The sequence below is a fragment of the Micromonospora maris AB-18-032 genome (genome assembly GCF_000204155.1).
GTDB classification, from domain to species: Bacteria; Actinomycetota; Actinomycetes; order Mycobacteriales; family Micromonosporaceae; genus Micromonospora; species Micromonospora gifhornensis.
In genome coordinates this window covers 6,309,699-6,329,529 of the sequence record NC_015434.1, presented here as the reverse complement: position 1 = coordinate 6,329,529, position 19,831 = coordinate 6,309,699, and the positions used below count along the sequence as shown (strand labels likewise).

16 protein-coding genes are annotated in these 19,831 nt (G+C 71.4%); 9 read left to right on the top strand and 7 right to left on the bottom strand.

The genetic code is table 11. The annotated features are described in order from the left end of the window. Window positions 1–27 precede the first annotated feature (27 nt). Window positions 28–2,490 (bottom strand): penicillin-binding protein, encoded by a 2,463-nt coding sequence (locus VAB18032_RS28075; protein WP_013736325.1) that lies wholly within the window; start codon window positions 2,488–2,490, stop codon window positions 28–30. Window positions 2,491–2,894: 404 nt separating this feature from the next. On the opposite strand from VAB18032_RS28075, the gene VAB18032_RS28070 reads away from it, so the two are divergent. After that, window positions 2,895–3,227 (top strand): WhiB family transcriptional regulator, encoded by a 333-nt coding sequence (locus VAB18032_RS28070; RefSeq protein WP_013736324.1) that lies wholly within the window; start codon window positions 2,895–2,897, stop codon window positions 3,225–3,227. A gap of 19 nt (window positions 3,228–3,246) precedes the next feature. Here VAB18032_RS28070 and bagB read toward each other — a convergent pair whose 3' ends face one another. From bagB to VAB18032_RS28055, 3 genes are read right to left on the bottom strand one after another with little or no spacing between them, the layout of a single operon-like run. After that, on the bottom strand, window positions 3,247–4,398 hold the full coding sequence (gene bagB, locus VAB18032_RS28065) for an ArsA family ATPase (protein WP_013736323.1): 1,152 nt from the start codon (window positions 4,396–4,398) through the stop codon (window positions 3,247–3,249). A gap of 54 nt (window positions 4,399–4,452) precedes the next feature. Continuing rightward, window positions 4,453–5,430, bottom strand: a complete 978-nt coding sequence (gene bagA, locus VAB18032_RS28060; protein ID WP_013736322.1) for an ATPase BagA — start codon at window positions 5,428–5,430, stop codon at window positions 4,453–4,455. A 26-nt stretch (window positions 5,431–5,456) separates the two neighbouring features. Next, window positions 5,457–6,044 carry an Rv0361 family membrane protein gene (locus VAB18032_RS28055; protein ID WP_013736321.1) on the bottom strand — a complete coding sequence of 196 codons (588 nt, stop codon included), beginning with the start codon at window positions 6,042–6,044 and terminating at the stop codon, window positions 5,457–5,459. A gap of 326 nt (window positions 6,045–6,370) precedes the next feature. On the opposite strand from VAB18032_RS28055, the gene VAB18032_RS28050 reads away from it, so the two are divergent. The 7 genes from VAB18032_RS28050 to VAB18032_RS28025 all read left to right on the top strand — a co-directional run bounded on the left by VAB18032_RS28050 (window position 6,371) and on the right by VAB18032_RS28025 (window position 14,185). Continuing rightward, complete coding sequence (locus VAB18032_RS28050; protein WP_013736320.1) at window positions 6,371–6,826, top strand: hypothetical protein; 456 nt, start codon at window positions 6,371–6,373, stop codon at window positions 6,824–6,826. A 44-nt stretch (window positions 6,827–6,870) separates the two neighbouring features. Beyond that, entirely contained in the window at window positions 6,871–7,026 is a 156-nt protein-coding gene (gene sp36, locus VAB18032_RS31345; RefSeq protein ID WP_013736319.1) for a Sp36 family protein, read from the top strand. Then, window positions 7,023–7,481 carry a RidA family protein gene (locus VAB18032_RS28045; protein WP_013736318.1) on the top strand — a complete coding sequence of 153 codons (459 nt, stop codon included), beginning with the start codon at window positions 7,023–7,025 and terminating at the stop codon, window positions 7,479–7,481. The genes sp36 and VAB18032_RS28045 overlap by 4 nt, the downstream gene beginning before the upstream one ends. Window positions 7,482–7,604: 123 nt before the next feature. Then, a complete protein-coding gene (locus VAB18032_RS28040; protein WP_043722202.1) occupies window positions 7,605–8,507 on the top strand; it encodes an MBL fold metallo-hydrolase in 903 nt (300 codons plus the stop codon). Beyond that, window positions 8,504–12,067, top strand: coding sequence for an adenylate/guanylate cyclase domain-containing protein (locus tag VAB18032_RS28035; RefSeq protein ID WP_013736316.1), 3,564 nt, complete (start codon window positions 8,504–8,506; stop codon window positions 12,065–12,067). Before VAB18032_RS28040 ends, VAB18032_RS28035 begins: the two co-directional genes overlap by 4 nt. A gap of 140 nt (window positions 12,068–12,207) precedes the next feature. Further along, complete coding sequence (locus tag VAB18032_RS28030; protein ID WP_013736315.1) at window positions 12,208–12,684, top strand: hypothetical protein; 477 nt, start codon at window positions 12,208–12,210, stop codon at window positions 12,682–12,684. A 31-nt stretch (window positions 12,685–12,715) separates the two neighbouring features. After that, window positions 12,716–14,185 (top strand): serine/threonine-protein kinase, encoded by a 1,470-nt coding sequence (locus VAB18032_RS28025; RefSeq protein WP_043722197.1) that lies wholly within the window; start codon window positions 12,716–12,718, stop codon window positions 14,183–14,185. Between the two features lie 36 nt (window positions 14,186–14,221). On the opposite strand, the gene VAB18032_RS28020 is transcribed toward VAB18032_RS28025, so the two are convergent. Continuing rightward, on the bottom strand, window positions 14,222–14,548 hold the full coding sequence (locus tag VAB18032_RS28020; RefSeq protein ID WP_013736313.1) for a hypothetical protein: 327 nt from the start codon (window positions 14,546–14,548) through the stop codon (window positions 14,222–14,224). 237 nt (window positions 14,549–14,785) lie between these two features. On the opposite strand from VAB18032_RS28020, the gene VAB18032_RS28015 reads away from it, so the two are divergent. Continuing rightward, entirely contained in the window at window positions 14,786–16,564 is a 1,779-nt protein-coding gene (locus VAB18032_RS28015; protein ID WP_013736312.1) for an alpha/beta hydrolase, read from the top strand. Window positions 16,565–16,635: 71 nt separating this feature from the next. On the opposite strand, the gene VAB18032_RS28010 is transcribed toward VAB18032_RS28015, so the two are convergent. After that, window positions 16,636–17,802 (bottom strand): acyl-CoA dehydrogenase family protein, encoded by a 1,167-nt coding sequence (locus VAB18032_RS28010; RefSeq protein WP_013736311.1) that lies wholly within the window; start codon window positions 17,800–17,802, stop codon window positions 16,636–16,638. Next, a complete protein-coding gene (locus VAB18032_RS28005) occupies window positions 17,799–19,826 on the bottom strand; it encodes an ATP-binding protein (RefSeq protein ID WP_013736310.1) in 2,028 nt (675 codons plus the stop codon). The genes VAB18032_RS28010 and VAB18032_RS28005 overlap by 4 nt, the downstream gene beginning before the upstream one ends. Window positions 19,827–19,831: the final 5 nt, after the last annotated feature.

The following is a 19,831-nucleotide window of genomic DNA, read 5'->3' as shown; positions in this document are numbered from 1 at the left end:
CCGCCCGTTCGGCGTTACAGGTCGCGGTCAGCCGCCAGGACGGTCTGTCCCCGGCCGGGTGGGCGGCCCGTTGCCCGGTCGACCATTGCCGGGTCGACCGTTGTCGTCGTCATCATCGTCGTTGTTGCCTCCGCCGCCGGCGCTGACCGTGATGGTCACGATGCCGCCCTTGATGGTGCGGCCCTCCGGGCTGGTGCCGGCGGCGCTGCCGGCCGGACAGTCCGAGGTGACCCGAGCGCTCGACACGATGGGCGTGAAGCCGGCACCGGAGAGGCGGGACTTCGCCTGGTCGATGCTGAGGCACCGGACCCCGGGGATGCTCCGCTGGTCGCCCAACGCGATCTTCTGGCCCGGCGGGTCGAAGTTGATCGCCTTCTTGCCTGCCATGGCGGCCTTGAGCGTCTGGAAGACCGGCGGGTTGATGCCGTCGGCCGGCTTGTGCTTCATCTTCACGTTGGTCTGCGGCCAGTCCGGGTCGGCCAGGATGCCGGCCACCGCGTACTGCTTGGTCATCGCGACCAGGGAGGCGGACTTCTCCGCGTCGGTGGTGCCGGACTTGCCGGCGATCGGCTTGCCGACGATCCAGCGGCCCTCAGCGGCCGTACGGCTGCCGCCGCACTTGCTGGTGGAGGAGTTGTCACCGACCGGGCAGCGGGCTGCGTCGACGGCCGCGCGGGCCACCTCCGTGCTGATCCGTTTCTCGCAGCGCGGGTTGGCCACGTCCAGCTTGTTGCCGTTCAGGTCGCGGATCTCCTGCACCGGGGTCGGCTCGCAGTACTTGCCGTCAGCGGCCAGTGTGGCGTACGCGTTCGCCAACTCCAGCGGCGTGGTGTCCGTGACGCCGAGGGTGAACGCGCCCCACTGGTTGGCGGCCGTCTTGTCGTTGGCCCAGTCGTTCTCCTTGGTGACCCGGAACTGGATGCCCAGCCGCTTGGCCGCGTCGACCACGTTCGCCGCGCCGATCTGCTGTTGCAGCGGCACGAAGTAGGTGTTGGTCGAGGCCGAGAAGGCGCTCCACATGTCCTTCACGCCGCCCGGCTGCTTGTTCGAGTTGGTCGGGCAGTAGAAGTGCGTGCCCGGGCAGGTGGCCGGGGCGCCCTGGCGGAGGATGTACTCGGACTTGAACTGCTGCGGCGCGTTGATGGTGTAGCTGAGGGGGATGCCCTTCTCCAGCGCGGCCACGATGGTGAAGATCTTGAACACCGAGCCGGCCTGGTAACCGGTGATGCCGTCACCACCGGTCAGCAGCGGGTTCACCGTGTTCGGGTAGTTGCCGAGCTTGCCCTTGGCGCGCTGGACCGGGTCGCTGTGCGGGCGGTTCTTCGGGTTCTTCGGGTTGTCGAGCTTGAAGTTCCGGTTGACCGACAGGGCGCGTACCCGACCGGTGCCGGGCTCGATCACGGCGATCATCACGGCTTCCTTGGCGGTCACCGGCTTGGCGGCGCGGACCGCCTTGTCGGCACCGTCCTGGGCCTGCTTGTCCAGCGTGGTGACGATCGTATAGCCGCCGCTCTTGAGCCGCCGCTCCCGGTCGTACGAGGTGGCGCCGAACGTCTCCTGCGACATCCACCAGCGGTAGAAGTAGTCGCAGAAGAAGCCCCAGGCGTTCTTGTTGGTGGCGACGCAGCCGTTCGGCGCGCGCTTGCCCTTCACCACCAGCTTGACGGCCTTGGCCTTCTCGGCCTGCTCCTTGGTGATCGCCCCGGTGGTGACCATGTGGTCGATCACGTAGTCGCGCCGGGCGACCGCCTGCGGGTAGCCGCTCTTGGTGGTCGGGTCGAACGAGGTGGGGGCCTTGACCAGGCCGGCCAGCATGGCGGCCTCGTCGATCGTCAGGTCCTTGGGCTTCTTGTTGAAGTAGACCTGGCTGGCGGCGAAGACGCCGTACGCGCCGTTGCCGAAGGCGGCGAGGTTCAGGTAGCGCTCCAGGATCTCGTCCTTCGACATCTCCTTGTCGAGCTGGATCGCGTAGCGCATCTCGCGCAGCTTCCGCGCGCTGGTGTCCTCGGTCGCGGCGAGCACGTCGGCGGGGTGCGTCGCCGTGTAGGCGATGCTCATCCGGACGAACTGCATGGTCAGCGTCGAGGCGCCCTGCCGGTCGTTGGTGGCGGAGCTGTTGTTGACGAAGGCGCGGGCCACGCCGTTGAGGTCGACTCCGTTGTGCTTGTAGAAGTCGTGGTCCTCGGCGGCGATGATCGCTGCGCGCATGTACGGCGAGATGTCCTCGAACTTGACGTCGCGTCGATTCTCGTCGTACATCGTGGCCAGCGGCGTCTTGCCGTCAGAAGCGAGCAGATAACTGATTTGGGGGGCGCGGGCCATGGTCAGTTCCCCCGGCAGCGCACCGAAGGTGTCTGCACCCGCCTTCGCGGCCAAACCCGACATCGCCACCGCGGGAAAGGCCGCGGCGGCGACGACCACGCCGGCCAGCAGCCCACAGATGAGCAGCGATGCGGCATTGGTCAGGACGTTATGGTCACGTTTCCGCATCCAGGTCACCTCGACAGGGTACGCGAACAGGTAACGAGCGGCGCTGGGGCGTCTTTTCCCCATTTCCTGCGCGCGCCGGTCTCGTTGTGCTAGACGCGTGGCACCGGGTGTCCGGTTGCGTGATTCCGTGCTGAGTTTCCTCCACGCGGGGGCGGCTCGCAGCGTTTTCGCGGACTCCGGTGGGGTAAGCGGCGGACCCTGGCCCGAGAAGCCGGGGTTGTCCGGAATGATGGATTTGGCCGACAACGTTGCGTAATCAGGCAACTACAGAGCATGATGGGGGCGGCGAAAGCGCCACATGAGTCGTCCGTGCCGCCTTGGGGTGAGGCGTGCCGGTCGATCGGGGGGAATTGCCGGCTGGCCCGCGACGGCGTCGGTAGTACTGCAAGGGGGGACGAGTACAGATGGGCATGATCACTGACTGGCCGTCGCTGGCGGCGTGTCAGAACGGGGACCCGGACGCGTTGTTCGTACAGGGCGCCGAACAGAACGTGGCGAAGCGGATCTGCCGTAGCTGCCCAGTCCGGTACGAGTGCCTGGCCGACGCGCTGGACAATCGGATCGAGTTCGGCGTGTGGGGCGGCATGACCGAACGCGAACGCCGGGCGCTGCTGCGCCGCCATCCGCAGGTCGCCAGTTGGCGCAAGATGTTCGAAGCGGCGATGAAGAAGAACGCCAAGGACAAGAGTGGCAAGGACAAGATCCTCGTCACCACCGGCGCGGTCGGCAACGACTGATCGCCGCACCGACCGCCGTTCAGGAGCGGCTGATCGCCGCTGCGATCGTGCGTAGCCCGTCGACGTCGTGCACGTCGGCGGGCTGCGCTGTCACCGACACGGTCGGCACCTGCGGGAACTCCTCGGTGAACCGCGCGGCAACCTGCTGTTCGCGGACCGCCTGCTCGGCCAGGGTGGCGTGCGCGAGCAGCACCTCGACCGTGCCCTCGTGGCCACCGACCGACCGCAGCCGGTCAGCGGCGGCCCGGCTGGCCTGAGCGTCCAACTCGGGCACCGCCGGACGGTGCACCCGGTTGAGCACCAGACCGACGAGCGGCATCTTCTCCTCGCGTAGCCGCCCGGCAAAGTAGGCGGCCTCCCGGACCGCGTCCGGCTCGGGCGCCGCGACCAGCAGAAACGCGGTCTCGCGGGCCTGCAGGATGCGGTACGTCTGCTCCGCGCGCTGCCGGAAGCCGCCGAACATCGAGTCGAACGCGGCGACGAAGCCGGACAGGTCGGTCAACAGCTGCGTGCCGAGCACCTTCTGCACGACCCGGGAGAACATCCCGAAGGACGCGGTGACCAGGCTGAACATGCTCCGACCACCGGTACGCGCCGGGGCGAGCAGCAGCCGCAGCATCCGGCCGTCGAGAAACCGGGACAGCCGGGCCGGTGCGTCGAGAAAGTCCAACGCCGAGCGGGACGGTGGGGTGTCCACCACGATCAGATCCCACTCGCCCCGGGCGTGCAGCTGACCCAGCTTCTCCATGGCCATGTATTCCTGGGTGCCGGAGAAGGTGGAACTCATCGCCTGGTAGAAGGGGTTCGCAAAGATCTCCGCTGCCTTCGCCGGGTCGGTGTGCGCGAGCACCACATCGTCGAAGGTGCGCTTCATGTCCAGCATCATGGCGTGCAACTCGCCGCCGCTGGCCTCGACGTCGATCCCCTTGACCTGCCGGGGCGTGTTGTCCAGCTCGGTCAGGCCGAGCGACTGGGCCAGCCGCCGGGCCGGGTCGATGGTGAGCACCACCGTACGCCGGCCGTGCTGTTCGGCCGCACGGAGCGCGAGCGCTGCGGCCGTGGTCGTCTTGCCCACTCCGCCGGCCCCGCAGCAGACCACGATCCGTACGCCGGGGTCGGCCAGGATCTGGTCGACGTCCAGCGGTGGCGCGGCGTTGTCGGAAGGCACCAATCGAGCGTATCGGGCCAACCCCGCTGACGTGTCAGCCCGACGTCAAGGTGTGAGTCAATCGCCCCTCAACAGGGCTGCGGCGAGGACGTCGAGGCCGGCTCGGTCCATCCCACCGGGCAGCAGGGGCAACTCCACAAGCGGTATGCCCAACTCCACCAGGTCAGCGCGGAGCGAATCCTCCAGTTCCCGGCGGATCACCTGGTCACGTGCCTCGTCGTGCAGGCCGGCGACGAGCCGCTGCTCGACCGGCAGGCCGGCGGCGCGCAGCCCGTGCTCCAGCTCCGCCTCGGTGACCAGCTGTCCCGTCGGCAGCGGCGGTCGGGCCGCGTTGATGATCACTTTGCCCACGCCGAAGCCGAGCGAGGTCAGCTCTCCGATCGCGTCGATCGTCTCCTGCACCGGCATCTCTTCGAGCAGGGTCACCACGTGCACGGCGGTCATCGGCGAACGCAGCAACGCCGCGACCCCCTCGCTCTGGGTCTTGATCGGGCCGACCTTGGCCAGCCGGGCGGTCTCGGCGGTCACGTTCAGGAAGCGGCCGATCCGACCGGTGGGCGGGGCGTCCAGCACCACGGCGTCGTACACCCGTCGCCCGTCGGCGGTGCGGGTGGTGGCCTCCTTGACCTTGCCGGTGAGCAGCACATCGCGCAGCCCGGGGGCGATGGTGGTGGCGAAGTCGATCGCACCCAGCTTGCGCAGCGCCCGGCCGGCCGCGCCGAGCTTGTAGAACATGTCCAGGTATTCCAGCAGCGCCTCTTCGGCGTCCACCGCCAGCGCGTACACCTCGCCGCCGTCGCGCGCGTCCACCAGGTGCCGCTCGGCGTACGGCAACGGCTGCGTGCCGAAGAGTTGCGCGATGCCCTGACGCCCCTCCACCTCGACCAGCAGGGTGCGACGCCCACCGGCGGCCAGGCCCAGGGCCAGCGCGGCAGCCACGCTGGTCTTGCCCGTGCCGCCCTTGCCGGTCACCACGTGCAGGCGGGCGGGCCAATCGGTGCCGGCCCGATCGGCCGGTCGCTGCGTTGCTCCCACCTGTCGAGCCTATCCATCCGGCGGGCTCAGGCGACCTCGCAGACCCACCAGCCCGTCTTGCGGATCACGGTGAAGCGCAGATCCTGGTTGGCGATCTTCTCGTCGGCCGTGGTCACCGTCACCGTGGTGGTGACCGTGGCACGGTCACCGGTCTCGTTGTCCACCTTCGGGGTGTCCCAGCGGAACCGGGGGCTCTGGTGAGCCGACAGGTATTCCTCGACCTCGGCGACCTTGGCGCGGATCTTCTGCTGGTCCCGGGCGGAGCTGCACACCAGGCGGGACGCCTTCGCCGCATCCCGTTCCTGGTAGATCGCGGTGAGGAACTCGTCCACCGCCACGGAGGGCTCGGGTGCGCCCTCGCCGGACTCGGCGTTACGCACCGTCAGGAACGCGGCCACGCCGCCGCCGGCGCAGAGCACCAACACCACCGCGAGCGCGAGCGCGGCCAGCAGGGCACCGCGCTTGCGGGGCGGCCGGCCGGCCGGTGCCGCGTGCGGCGGGTAACCGGTCGGCGGGTAGCCGGGCGGGGGATAACCGGGCGGGGGTGGCGAGGTGGGCGGGGGCGGCGGTAGTTCCGTGGGGCCGGTCGGGCCGCTGGTGGGTGGCTGGGTCATCGCGTCCCCCCGGTATGGGCGCATCGCCGCGGGGCGTCGGCGAGCGATGGGATCGGGCGGCCGGGCAGGGTGCCCGTCCAGACGGGAAGGGTAGCGGTCCGGGTGGGGACTGCGGGGGGCGTGGTGTCTGTCGGGCGCGGGCGCGATCACCGTACTGCTGGACAGGTGTCACAAATGCGACCGAACGCCCCTGGCGCGCGCGTCTTGGTTGATGGGACCTGCGGGCCGTCCTACGGTCGCTCCGGCACGTCCGGGGCCGGGGTCGGAGGCAGTGGCTCCGGATCGTCGGGGGTGCCGTGACCAGGTACGACGCCCGGAGGAAGCGCATGCGCGACACGGAAAACACCCCCCGAGCCCAGTTCCCGTCCGGGGCACGCGGGGGCGGCCGGCCGGTCGGGGTCGGTGCCCTGGGCCGGCTGCCGGTCAACGAGCGGTCCTATCGGCGTCCGGTCGATCCGCCGGGCCTGGAGCCGGCCGGTGGGCGGGACGAGGAGAGCCCCGGGTACGTCATCCATCTGCCGATCAAGGTGACCGACCTGGCCGCCGCGACCACCCTGGCCGGCCGGGTGGCCACCTCCCTGAACTTCCTGCCCGAGCTGGACGCGGGGGAGACCGAGGTGTCGACCGCCGACGACCAGAACAACCGCCACCGCGTCTTCTGCGATCTGCTGCTGGCCGACCGCACGCGTTGCCCCCAGCCGTACGACCATCGGGGCCCCTGCGGGGACCTGCCGACCACACCCGAACCGCGTCCCGCCTCCGAGCCGAGCGGTGGACCGTAGGCTGTGGCCCGAAGTGTCCATGCCACCGAGGGAGTTCTCCGACGATGCAGAAGTGGGAATACGCCACCGTCCCGCTGCTGGTCCACGCGACCAAGCAGATCCTCGACAACTGGGGTGAGGACGGATGGGAACTCGTCTCCGTCGTACCCGGACCGAATCCCGAGCAGCTCGTCGCGTACCTGAAGCGGCCGAAGGCGTGAGCGGGCCGCACGCCAAGTTGGCGGAGCTCGGGCTGGCGGTGCCGGAGGTGGTGCCGCCGGTGGCCAGCTATCTGCCGGCGGTGCAGTCCGGCCAGCACGTCTACGTCTCCGGGCAGCTGCCGATCTCGGCCGGCAAGTTGCTGGCCACCGGCAAGGTCGGCGCCGGCGTCTCCGCCGATCAGGCCAAGCAGCTCGCCCAGCAGTGTGCGCTCAACGCGCTCGGCGCGATCGACGCGCTGGTCGGCTTGGAGAACGTCGTCAAGGTGGTCAAGCTGACCGGCTTCGTCGCGAGCGCGTCCGGCTTCACCGGCCAGCCCGCCGTCATCAACGGCGCATCCGACCTCTTCGGTGCCGTCTTCGGCGAAGCCGGCCGCCACGCCCGCAGCGCCGTCGGCGTCGCCGAACTCCCCCTCGACGCCCCCGTCGAGGTCGAAGTAATCGTCGAGGTCGCCTGACCCCGCTCCCTCTCCCGCGATCTTGCACTTTCGGTCGGGACGAAACGCGCTAATCAGGGGCGAATCGGGGACTGAAAGTGCAAGATCGCGGGGGCGGGTTGGCGGGGTCGTACGATCGCAGCCATGGGAGGGCATGTGACGGGGGCGGTGACCGCCCTCGCCAGCGAACTGCCGGAGTGGGTGACGTTGCTACGCGCGCCCAATCCGGGCGTGATGACGCTGGATGGCACCAACACCTGGCTGCTGCGGGCTCCCGGTGCGGCGTACGGGGTCCTGGTCGATCCGGGGCCGGCTGACGAGGGGCACCTGGCAGCGATCGCCGCGCTCGGGCCGATCGGGCTGGTCCTGATCACCCACGGGCATCCCGACCACACCGAGGGCTCCCCGCGGCTGCACGAACTGCTCGACGGGGTGCCGGTCCGGGCCGTCGACCCCGCGTACAGCATCGCCGCCCCGCCCCTGGCCGGCGTCGAACCGGCCGGCGGCGGGCTGACCGGCGGCGGGCTGACCGGCGACGAACCGGCCGGCGACGAACCGGCCGGCGTCGAACTGGGCGGCGACGGGTGCGGGCTGTCCATCCGGCTGGTGCCGACCCCGGGACACACCACCGACTCGATCTGCCTGCTGGTCGAGCGGGAAGGCCGGCAGGTGGTGCTGACCGGCGACACCATCCTGGGCCGAGGCACCACCGTCGTCGCCCACCCGGACGGCCACCTCGGCGACTACCTGGCCAGCCTGGAACTGCTCTCGACGTACCGGGGGATCCCGGCGTTGCCGGGACACGGCCCGGCGCTTGCCGACTGCGGTGCCGCCGCCGAGTTCTACCTCGCCCACCGGCGGGCCCGGCTCGACCAGGTCCGGGCGGCCCTCGACGAGGGTGCGCAGACCGCGGCGGAGGTGGTCGCGAAGGTCTACGCCGACGTGGACCGGTCGTTGTGGTGGGCGGCGGAGTGGTCGGTCCGCGCCCAACTGGAGTATCTGGGCCGGGACACCGGCGCTGACGGCGTGGGGTTGGACACGCCGTGACCTGCCCGGTCTGTGGAACCGTCGCCGTACCCGGTGGCCGGTTCTGCCACAACTGTGGTGCCGCGCTGCCGGCCGCCGCGACCCTGCCGGCCGCCGAGCGCCGGGTGGTGACCGTGCTCTTCGGCGACCTGTCCGACTTCACCAGTTGGTCGGAGGATCTCGACCCGGAGCGGGTCGGCGCGGTCACCGACCGGGTGCTGGCCTCCCTCGCCGGGGCGGTGAAGACCTTCGGTGGGCACGTCGACAAGCTGACCGGCGACGGGATCATGGCGGTCTTCGGTGCGCCCGTGGCCCACGAGGACGACGCCGAGCGGGCCGTGCGCGCCGCGTTGTCCATGCAGCGGGCGGTGCGCCGGGTGCTCGACGACGAGCGCGGTGGTGGCGCACCGCTGGGCCTGCGGGTCGGCCTGAACACCGGCGACGTGATCGCCGGCATCCAGGCCGCCATCGAGTACACCGTCATCGGCGACACCGTGAACACCGCCGCCCGGCTGGCCGACGCCGCCGCCGTCGGCGCGGTCTACGCCGGGGCCCGCACCGCCGCGGCCACCCGGCACGTGGCCAGCTGGCGGGCGCTGCGGCCGTTGCGGCTCAAGGGCAAGCGCGAGCCGGTCGAGGCGTACGAGCTGCTCGGCCTGCTGGACGCCCCGGGCACCCGCTCCGGTCTCGGTGACGAGGCACCCTACGTGGGTCGGGAGACCGAGATCGGTCGGGTCGCCGGGCGACTGGCCGAGGTGATCGACCGGGGTGAGCCCCGCGTGCTGCTGATGACCGCCGAGGCGGGCATCGGCAAGTCCCGGTTCGCCGCCGAGGTGGAACGTCTCGCCGCCGGCTACGACGTGGGGGCCGGACGGTACGCGGCCCACACCGGCGCCCGGGTGCTGTCGGTACGGTGTGCCGCGTTCGGCGAGCGCCGCCGGCTCGCTCCCCTCGCCGACCTGGTACGCGCCGCTGCCGGCCTGCCCAACGACACGGCCACCGCGGTCACCCGGGCGGCGGTGGAGGAGCGGCTGCGGCGGCTCGGACAGCGACTCAGCCGGTTCCGCCCCGATCCCGCCCCGGTCGCCGTCGACCAGCTGCTGGCCCTGCTCGGGTACGCGGAACTGCCCACCGGCACCGACCAGGTCGACTGGAGCAACTCTCCGCCGCCCGACGCCGAGGCGGTGCCCAACGCGGTGGCGGATCTGCTCAGCGCGCTCGCCGCCGAGGCGCCGCTGATGGTGGTGGTGGACGACCTGCACGACGCCACCAGCGAGACGATCCGGGCGCTGGAGGTCACCCTCTCCCGGCTCAACGGTTCGATCCTGGTGCTGCTGCTCGGCCGGCCCGAACTGGTGCGTACCGCCGGCACCTTGACCCGGGTCGCGGACGCCGAGGTGCACGCGCTGCCGCCGCTGCGCGGCGCCGACGCGGCCCGCCTGCTCACCAGCTATCTCAACGGCGGACGGCTGCCCCAGGCCGACGCCGACCGACTGCTCGCCACCGCCCAGGGAAACCCCTTCTACCTGGCGGAACTGGTCACCCTGCTGATGGAACGCGGCGCGTTGACCGCCGGAGCGGGCAACAGCTGGCGGTTGGTGCCCGGCTCGCTCGGCAGCCGGCTGCTCTCCCGCGACCTGGCGGCCGTGCTCGCGGCTCGGATCGACGCCCTGCCGCCGGAGGCCCGCGCGGTGCTGCGGGACGCGGCGGTGGTCGGTGACACGGTGCCCGACGGGGCGCTGGAGGCGCTGTGGGAGCAACGCGCCGGTCGGGCCGGCCGGCCGGCCGCGGTGGTCGCGGTCGAGCAGGAGCGGGCGGTGGAGGAGTTGCTGCAACGCCGCATGCTGCACCGCACCCGGACCGGCTACGCGTTCGCCACACCGCTGATGCGGGAGGCGGCGTACTCCGGGATAAGCAAGGCTGAGCTGGCCGAACGGCACGCCGCGTTGGCCCGTTGGGCGGCGCCGCCGGAGAGCGGATCGGGTGGTCCGGGCGGCTTCGCCGATGCCGCCCGGGACGACTTCGTGGCAGGTCACGTCGAACGGGCGACCGCGCTGGCCGACGCGGTCACTCTGCGTCCGGACGCGCCGGCCCGGGCGGTCGCGCCGCTGGGCGTCGCCGCGCTCGGCCGCGCCGCGCGTCGGTCGCTGCAGGAGGGTGAGCCGGCGCTGGCCGTCGAGTACGCCGAGCGTGCCGCCGCACTGGCCCGGGGCGAGGTGCCGGGTGCCGACCGGGTGGTCCACGCCCGGGCGCTGCTGCAGGTCGGGCAGGCCGCCGACGCGCTGGCCTACGCCGAGAAGATCGCGGCGAACGCCGGGGACCAGGCGGCGACCCGGGTCAGCGCGCTGCTGCTCGCGGGGCAGGCCCAGCAGGTGATGGGTGACCTGCAGCGGGCGGAGACCTACTGGCGGGAGGCGTTGCAGGTGGCCACCGACGCCGACCTGGCCGCCCTGCGGGCGTCGGCGATGCGGCGACTGGGCATGGCGGACTTCCTCGCCGGCCGGTTGGGTCAGGCGAGCAGTCGGCTGGCCGCCGCGTACCAGGTCAGCCTGGCGGCACAGGACCGCCGGGGGCAGGCCTGGTCGTTGCAGAACCTGGCCTGGGTGACCACCACCCGAGGGGACTTCGCCGGTACGGACGCCGTCCTCGGACGGGCGGCTCGACTCTTCGCCGAGCTCAAGGACCCGTACGGCCGGGCCTGGCTGCGCGGCACCACCGCCTTCGCGCGGCTGCTCGCCGGCCGGTTACGGGAGGCGCACCGGCTGGCCCGGATCTTCCTGCCGTTCGGTGAGCGGGTCGGCGAGTCGTGGGCGGTGGGCACCCTGCGGGCCGTCGACGCGTACGCCAAGGCCGAACTCGGTGACCTTGCCGATGCGGATCGGGAGGCCCGGCGGGCGTACCGGGAGTTCGCCGCCGCCTCCGACGAGTGGGGGCAGGGCTTCGCCCTGGTCGTACGCGGGGTGGTCGCCCGCGGGCTGGGCGAGCCGGAGCACGCCGCCGACCTGCTCACCGACGCGATGGCCTACGCGCACCGCACGGGCCACCCGTTGCTCACCGGGATGGCCGGCACCCTGCGGGGCTTCGTGGCGCTGGACATGGGCGACGTCAGCGCTGCCGAACGCGACGCCCGGGCCGTGCTCACCAGCGTCGAGCCGCACAACCCGCAGGCACCCGCACAGGTGGCGCCCCGGGTGCTGCTGGCGACCGCCCGGCTGGCGGCCGGCGACTCCGGTACCGCGGTCGGGCTGCTCGCGCCGGTCGCCACCGCTGCGGCGGGTACGCCCTCGTTGCTGTTCGCCCGCCGGCAGTCGATGGCGCGGTACGCCTCGGCGCTGCTCGCGCACGAACAGCGGGAGCAGGCGTTGGACTGGGCCCGGCGGGCGGTGCAGGTGCCCGCGGAGGACGTCCGCAGTCAGGTGATCGCGGTGAGCGTGCTCGCCGAGGCGTTGGCCGCGTGTGGTCGCCCGGCCGAGGCGACGGCCCGTGCCGAGGAGGCGGTCCGCCTGGCGTACGCCACCGAGCAGCGCAGCGAGCGCGCCGCCGCCGAGTCCCTGCTGGCCCGGCTACGCGCCGCCGGCTGACCCGTCCCTGCTGCGGCGGGTTGGTACGGCAACTGCAGGTGTGTCGGTTTCGGTGATGTGATTCGTAACGCCGACGGTTACCGTGCAGTTGCCCGCGTTTGTCGACGTGGTCGCTGGGCCGTCAAGGGGGAGGGCTGAAGATGAGGCTGCCGCGCTCGGTTGCCGGCTGGACGATCGCCGTGTTCGGCGTGTTGGCACTGCTGATGGGCGCGGTCGGGCTGATCTGGCCGGAGACGCTGCTGGGGATGCTCGGCTTCGAGATTCCGCAGACCCGTACGGCCGGCGACTACACGGGTGTCTTCGTGACCGCCTCGTCGATGGCCTCGTTCAACATGGGCGTCTACTACCTGCTCGCCACCGCCACCGAGTGGCGGGCGTTCTACCGCTTCACGGTGGTCTTCCGGCTTGTCACGTTCACGGTGTTCACGCTCGCGGTGCTGGCCGACGTGGCGCCGGGCGCGTTCTTCGGCGTGGCGGCCTGGGAAGGCGTGGGCGCGTTGGCCACCGCCGCGGGCCTCTGGTGGGATGCCCGGCGGGCTGGCGAAGCTGCGGATTCGGGCGGGCGCGGCGGGGCGGGAACGTCGAACGTGGAGCCGTCTGCCGATGCGGTTCATTGAGCGGACGGTGCGGTTGGGTATTTTCGATACCGTGACCGACACGCCGCCCGGCTCCTTGCCGATGCCCATTGTGCCTGGTCTGACTGATTTGCAGGTATTTGCCCGGGGTGGTTACGCGACGGTCTACCGGGCCACTCAGATCTCGGTAGGTCGTGAGGTCGCGGTCAAGGTGGAGAATCGGACCCTGGCCAGCGAGCGGGACCAGGCGCGTTTCCTGCGCGAGGCGCGGGCGGCCGGCCGAATGTCGTCACACCCGCACGTGGTGGATTTGTTCGACGTCGGCGTCACCATCGACCAGCACCCCTACCTGATCATGGAACTCTGCGACGGGTCGTACGCCGAGCGGATGCGTACCTCGCCGCTGGATGCCGTCGAGGCCCGTGACCTCGGTGTCAAGATCGCCGACGCGATCGCCCATTCGCACGGCGCGGGCGTGCTGCATCGCGACGTGAAACCCGCAAACATCCTCTACTCGCACTTCAACAGCGCGGTGCTGGCCGACTTCGGTCTGGCGGTGGTCGCCGAGATGCGGGACGCCTCGGTCGCCCTGGAGGTGCTCACCCCGGCGTACGCGCCACCGGAGATGTTCAATCACAGTCCGCCGTCGCCGGCCGTCGACGTGTACGCGCTCTGCGCCACGCTCTATGCGGTCATGCACGGTCGGCCGCCCCGCTGGCAGGCCGAGCGGAACCCGAGCCTGGTGACCGTGCTGGAGATGTTCCATCAGCCGATTCCCAGCCTGCCCGGGGTGCCGGAGGACCTGATGGACGTGCTCCGCGTGGGCATGGCCAACGATCCGGGGGAGCGGCCGTCCGCCGCGGAGTTGCGCGACCTGCTGGCCAGTCTCTCCCTGGGTGCTCCCGGCAGATACGCCCAGGACAGCTCGATCGGATTCGGTGGCGGTCGGTACGCCGCCGCCGGTCCGCCTCACCCGCCGCCCACCGCCGCGGTCTCCGGCGACTCCGGCCGGCAGCGTCGGCGACGCTGGTTCTTCGGCATGGCGGGCGTTGCCGCGTTGGCCGCGTCGGCCGGGGTCGGCGCCTGGGCCGCCGGTGGTCTGCCGTCGACGCAGCCGACCCTGCCCGCTCGCCCCTCGGCGACCGGCGTACTTCGGCCGGGTTGTGCCGCCGTGCCGCAGGCGCTGCCCAGCGGAGCCCGCTGTGCGGAGGAGTTGGAGTGCTTCGGGCCGGTGCAGGTGCGGGGTCAACGGGCCGAGGCGAGCCGGGTGCCGTGCGACAGCCGACACACCTGGGAGAGCTACGCCCAGGGTGAGTTGCCTGCCGCGCTGGTCGACGCCGACCACGACGAGATCGTGGCCGATCCGGCTGTCCGGCGGGTCTGCAACGAGGAGACGTTCCGGCTGATCAGCGGGGGGCGTACGACGACCGGCTGGAACCTGGAGGTGCTGCCTCCGGCCGATGCGCAGGTCGACCCCACGTATCGCTGCCTGGCCGGACGTGGGCTGGACGGACTGGCCTCGCCCACGCTCACCGGCAACTGACCGGGCGGCGCGACCGGTGTGCGGGCGGATGCCCGGTCACTGGTCGCCGTCGGTTCGGTAGCGGGCCCGCATCGCGCGGACTGCGTCGCGGTCGCCCAACGTCTCCAGCGTGTCGGCGTCCACGCCCGGCGGCGCGGCGTTGGCGGGCCCGAGTGGAGGCGCGGGATCGGACGCAACGGCGGCATCCTGTTGACGGGCGGCAGCGACAGCCACTCCGGCGACGGTGGCGAGCAGGACGCAGAGCAGGGCCATCGCCACGCCGAGTAGATCCTGTCGGCGTCCGGCGACCAGCGACGCCAGTAACCAGCAGGCCGCGATGGCGGCGACCACCGCGACGGTTCGGGCGTCGGAGAAGCGTTTCACTCGTCCAGAATGTCGGGGATCGCCGGTCTGTCAACTACGGACTTCCCATGATTGGGAAAACTCTCGGCATCGTGCCGCTGAATACAGCTCATCTGATGAACAGGTTGTTACATTCGTCCGAATGAATGCCAGGACGGGCCGCCTTTGTCCGGTAAAGCAATGAGTTCTGAGTATCTAAAGTGGTCGTGGGTCGAGCATCGACTCGACGTGTCCCTCACCCCACCGGAAGGCGTCCCTATGCCACGACCAGCCCGGACACTGGCCGCAGCGGCTATCACCGGCGTACTGCTCGCCGGGATGGCGGTCGCACCCGCCGCTGCCGCCCCGATCGCCATCGGTGCGACCGTCTCGCACCGCACAAGCATCAAGGAGAGCCTGCGCGTCGACCGGGTACCCACTCCCAAGATGAACTGGGCGGAGTGCGACGAGGGCGCCGAGTGCGCCACGGTCGACCTGCCCTTGGACTACGACGACCCGAAGGGCCCCACCACCCAGGTGGCAGTCGTGCGGGTCAAGGCACGCGACCAGAAGCGCAAGATCGGCAGCCTCTTCATCAACCCGGGTGGCCCCGGAGTCCCGGCCATCGCCACCGTCCTGGCCTCGCCGTACTTCCTCAGTGACGTGCTGCTGGAGCGGTTCGACATCGTCGGGATGGACCCACGTGGGGTGGGTGCCAGCAACCCGATCAGGTGCTTCAGGTCGGTCGAGGAACAGACCCGGGCGTACGAGGGGTTGAACGTCGCCTTCCCGTACACCAAGGCGGAGGAGAAGGCGTACGTGGCGTCCTCGGTCGCCGTCGGCAAGGCCTGCTCCATCACGGGCAAGCCGATCAGTGGCGCGATGTCCACCGCCCAGGTGGCCCGGGACATGGACGTGCTGCGCCGGGCCGTCGGCGACAAGAAGCTGACCTACCTGGGATACAGCTACGGCAGCATCCTCGGGCAGTACTACGCGAACATGTTCCCCGACCGGGTTCGCGCTGTGGCGATCGACGGGGTGCTGGACGCGACCGCCTGGATCGGTGGCGCAAACTACGGCGACGTCGACCAGGAGTCGCGGATGCGCAGCGCGCAGGGCGCGTACAAGGCGCTCGGCGAGATCCTCAAGCGGTGCAAGAGCGTCGGCGCCGACCTCTGCCCGCTGGCCCCCGGCGACCCGGCGGCCAAGTTCGAGCTGGCGATGCAACGGCTGAAGGCCGGGCCGATGGTCCTCGAAGTCCCGTACCTCGGCCCGCGAACCTTCACCTACACCAGCTTCATCGGCTCCGTCCTCAGGTTGCTGTACTACCCCTGGAACGACGGCGACATCGTGTGGTTGACCGCCGAGGTGCTGCGGCTGACCGACCCGACGGCATCCGCGGCGGACCGCGAGCAGGCACGGGCCGTGCTGGGCCGGTGGCTGGCTCAGGCCCGCTTCGACGACATCCCGTACGACAACATGATGGAGGCCTTCCTCGGGGTGGACTGCACCGACGCCAACCACCCGAAGGACATCGCCTCCTGGCCGGCCCGGGCGGCCAGGGCCGACAAGCGGGACCCGTACTTCGGTCGGCTCTGGACCTGGACCAGCGCGCCCTGCGCCCGGGGCAGTTGGACGGTGCGCGACGAAGACCGCTTCACCGGTCCGTTCGACCGGCGGACCGCCAACCCGGTGCTGGTGGTCGGCAACTACTGGGACCCCTCCACCAACTACAACGGGGCGGTGTCCACGTCGAAGCTGCTGCCGAACAGCCGGCTGCTGTCCAGCGACAGCTGGGGGCACACCGCGTACGGGACGTCGGCCTGCGTCACCGATGCCATGGACGCGTACCTGCTGCGGCTGACGCTGCCCAGGAAGGGCACGGTCTGCAAGGGTGACATTCAGCCCTTCCAGGAGGTGCCGGAGTTCGCCGCGACCACCCGGGCCCAGGTGTCCGGCAGCGACATGGCCGCGCGGAGCGCGCCGGTTCGCGGCGCCCGGAAGCAGCTACCGCCGGTAGTGGCACCGCTGCCGGTAGCGACACTGAGCGGCCGCTGAGTTACGTTCAATTCACCGGGGTACGGCAGGCGTTCGGGTCGCCCGCCGTACCCCGGCCCTTCTTCCCGGTCTCAGTACGACTTGTCCTGGCCGAGGATGTGTTGGGCGACGAAGTTGAGGATCATCTCGCGGCTGACCGGGGCGATCCGGCTGGCGCGTACCGCACCGAGCAGGGTGGCCACGCCGTACTCGGTGGTCATGCCGGCACCACCGAGGGCCTGGACGGCGGTGTCGACGGCCAGCGCAGCCGCCTCGCTGGAGGCGTACTTGGCCATGTTGCCGGCCACGCCCGCCTCCAGATCCCGTCCGGCGTCGTAGAGCGCCGCCGCCTTCTGGATCATCAGCCGGGCCAGCTCCACCTGCACGGCGGCGTGTGCCAGCGGGTGCGACACCCCCTGGTGGGTGCCGATGGTCCGGCCGCCCCAGACCGCCCGGGTGGCGGTGTACTCGGTGGCCCGCTCGATGGCGTACCGACCGGTGCCGGCACCCATCGCGGCGACCGTGATCCGTTCCGGATTCAGCCCGGCGAACAGGGCCGGAAGACCGGCGTCGAGGGATTCACCGACCAGCGCGTCGGCGGGCAGCCGGACGTCGTCGAGGTAGAGCAGGAACTGGTTCTCCGGGGACACGATCTCCATGTCGAGCTTGGCGCGGGTCATTCCGGGCGCATCGGTGGGTACGAGGAACAGCGCGGGCTTGAGCTTGCCGGTCGCCGCGTCCTCGGTACGGGCCACCACCAGCACGTGCTGCGCCTCGTCGACGCCGGAGATGTAGCACTTGCGTCCGGACAGCAGCCAGTCGTCGCCGTCGCGACGGGCCACGGTGGCCAGGCGGTGGAAGTTCGAGCCCGCGTCCGGCTCGGTGATCGCGAAGACGATCTTCTGGGAGCCGTCGGCCAACCCGGGCAGGTGGCGTTTGCGCTGCTCCTCGGTGCCGTGTCGGTGGATGACGGTGGCGGCGATCGCGGGGGAGACCACGAGCAGCAGCAACGGGCAGCCGGCGGCGGCCAGCTCCTCGCAGACGATGGCCAGTTCGGTGATCCCACCGCCACCGCCGCCGTACTCGGTGGGGATGTTGACGCCGAGGTAGCCGAGCCGACCCGCCTCGTGCCACAGCTCGGTGGTGTGCTCGCCGGCTTTGGCCTTCTCCACGAAGTAGCGGTGACCGTACCGGCGGCCCAGCGCGCGCACCGCCTCGCGTAACTGGTCCTGTTCCGGGCTGAGGTCGAAGTTCGTCACGTTGTCTCCTCAAGCGGGTTGACCACGGCGAGCACGGCACCCGTGTCGACCCGCCCGCCGGGCGGGACCGGCAGTTCGGTGACCACGCCGTCGGTCGGGGCGAAAACGGGGTGTTCCAGCTTCATCGCTTCCAGGGTCAGCAGCAGGTCACCGGCGGCGACCTGCTGGCCGACCTCGACGTGCACCCGGGTCACCGCGCCGGGCAGCGGGGCCAGCAGCGACCCGGCGGCCAGCGCCGCGCCGGGCAACGGGAACCGCGGCGACTCGACCAGCCGCGCCGCAAAGTCCGGGCCGTCCACGAAGACCTCCGACCCGACCCGGTGTACGCGGTACGCCCGCCGCACCCCGGCCACCTCCAGCACGACCCGCTCGGGGCCCGCCTCGACCAGGGTGACCGCCTCGCGCGTCTCCGCACTGGCCTCGTCGGATTCGGTCGACGTGGCTGGGGTCGAGTCGGCAGCCACCGGGGACGTCGACCAGTGCGCGAGCCGGCCCGCCCGGTCCAACCGGTAGCGGGCCTCGATCTCGCCGCCGTCGCCGCTGGTGAACCGGGTGACCTGCGGGACTGCGGGCACGTTGCGCCAGCCCGACGGCAGCCCGGCCAGCACCGGTGCGGCGGCGCGACGGGCGGCGGCCGAGGCGAGCGCGGCGGCCAGCGCGACAAGCGGAAGCTCGGCGGGCGGCAGCAGCGGCGCGAGGACCTCCGGGTGCCGGTCCAGGAAACCGGTGTCGACCTGCGTCGCACCGAACTCCGGGCTGCGCAGCACCCGGACCAGCAGGTCCCGGTTGGTGGTGACGCCGTGCAACTCGGCCCGGGCGAGCGCACCGGCCAGGGCGCGGGCCGCCTCGGCGCGGGTGGGTGCCCAGGCGATCACCTTGGCGAGCATCGAGTCGTAGTGCACGCTCACCACCGATCCGTCGACCACCCCGGAGTCCAGCCGCAACCCCTGGTGCGGGGTGAACTCGGCGGCCACTCCGGGCACCGCGAACCGGTGCAGGGTGCCGGCAGCCGGGCGGTACCCCTGGGCGGGATTCTCGGCGCAGAGGCGTACCTCGATGGCATGGCCCTGGGCCGGCGGGGTCGCCGACAGCGGCAGGGGCGCACCCTCGGCGACAAGCAGTTGCAGCCGAACCAGGTCCAGGCCGGTGACCGCCTCGGTGACCGGATGCTCGACCTGGAGCCGGGTGTTCATCTCCAGGAAGAAGAACTCGCCCTCCTCGGTGAACAGGAACTCCACAGTGCCCGCCCCGACATAGTCGACGGCCTGGCCGGCGGCCACCGCCGCCCGGTGCAGTCGGGCCCGCACCTCGGCATCGAGCAGCGCCGGTGCCTCCTCGACGATCTTCTGGTGGCGGCGCTGGATCGAGCAGTCCCGCTCGCCGAGGGCGAGCACCGTACCGTGCCGGTCGCCGACGATCTGCACCTCGACGTGCCGGCCCCGTTCGACGTACCGCTCGATGAAGACCGTGCCGTCGCCGAACGCCGACGCCGCCTCGCGGCGCGCACCGGCGACGGCCTCGGCGAGCCCCGCCGGGTCGCGGACGATCCGCATCCCGCGCCCGCCGCCCCCGGCGGACGCCTTGACCAGCACCGGGAAGTCGGTCACCTGGTCCGCCTCGGTCCAACTGGGCAGCATGGGTACCCCGGCCTCGGCCAGCAGCGTCTTGGCGGCCAGCTTGTCGCCCATCGCGGCGATCGCCTTGGCGGGCGGGCCGACCCAGGTCAGGCCGGCCTCGGCCACCGCCGTGGCGAAGTCGGCGTTCTCGGCGAGGAAGCCGTAGCCGGGGTGGACGGCGTCCGCCCCGCAGCGGCGGGCCGCGCCCAGGATCAGGTCGATCCGCAGGTACGTCTCGGCGGAGCTGTTGCCGGGCAGGCGTACCGCCTGGTCGGCCTCGGCGACGAAGGGCGCGTCGGCGTCCGCGTCGGAGTGCACGGCCACCGTCTCGATGCCGAGGGTCCGGCAGGTGGCGAAGATCCGGCGGGCGATCTCCCCCCGGTTGGCGACCAACAGCTTGTGAATCATGATTC

What these genes read in the sequence shown, in the direction of transcription:
- VAB18032_RS28075 (WP_013736325.1), bottom strand. Translation starts at nt 2,490, where the DNA reads ATGCGGAAACGTGACCATAACGTCCTGACCAATGCCGCATCGCTGCTC.
- VAB18032_RS28070 (WP_013736324.1), top strand. Translation starts at nt 2,895, where the DNA reads ATGGGCATGATCACTGACTGGCCGTCGCTGGCGGCGTGTCAGAACGGG.
- VAB18032_RS28055 (WP_013736321.1), bottom strand. Translation starts at nt 6,044, where the DNA reads ATGACCCAGCCACCCACCAGCGGCCCGACCGGCCCCACGGAACTACCG.
- VAB18032_RS28050 (WP_013736320.1), top strand. Translation starts at nt 6,371, where the DNA reads ATGCGCGACACGGAAAACACCCCCCGAGCCCAGTTCCCGTCCGGGGCA.
- sp36 (WP_013736319.1), top strand. Translation starts at nt 6,871, where the DNA reads ATGCAGAAGTGGGAATACGCCACCGTCCCGCTGCTGGTCCACGCGACC.
- VAB18032_RS28040 (WP_043722202.1), top strand. Translation starts at nt 7,605, where the DNA reads ATGGGAGGGCATGTGACGGGGGCGGTGACCGCCCTCGCCAGCGAACTG.
- VAB18032_RS28030 (WP_013736315.1), top strand. Translation starts at nt 12,208, where the DNA reads ATGAGGCTGCCGCGCTCGGTTGCCGGCTGGACGATCGCCGTGTTCGGC.
- VAB18032_RS28015 (WP_013736312.1), top strand. Translation starts at nt 14,786, where the DNA reads ATGCCACGACCAGCCCGGACACTGGCCGCAGCGGCTATCACCGGCGTA.
- VAB18032_RS28005 (WP_013736310.1), bottom strand. Translation starts at nt 19,826, where the DNA reads ATGATTCACAAGCTGTTGGTCGCCAACCGGGGGGAGATCGCCCGCCGG.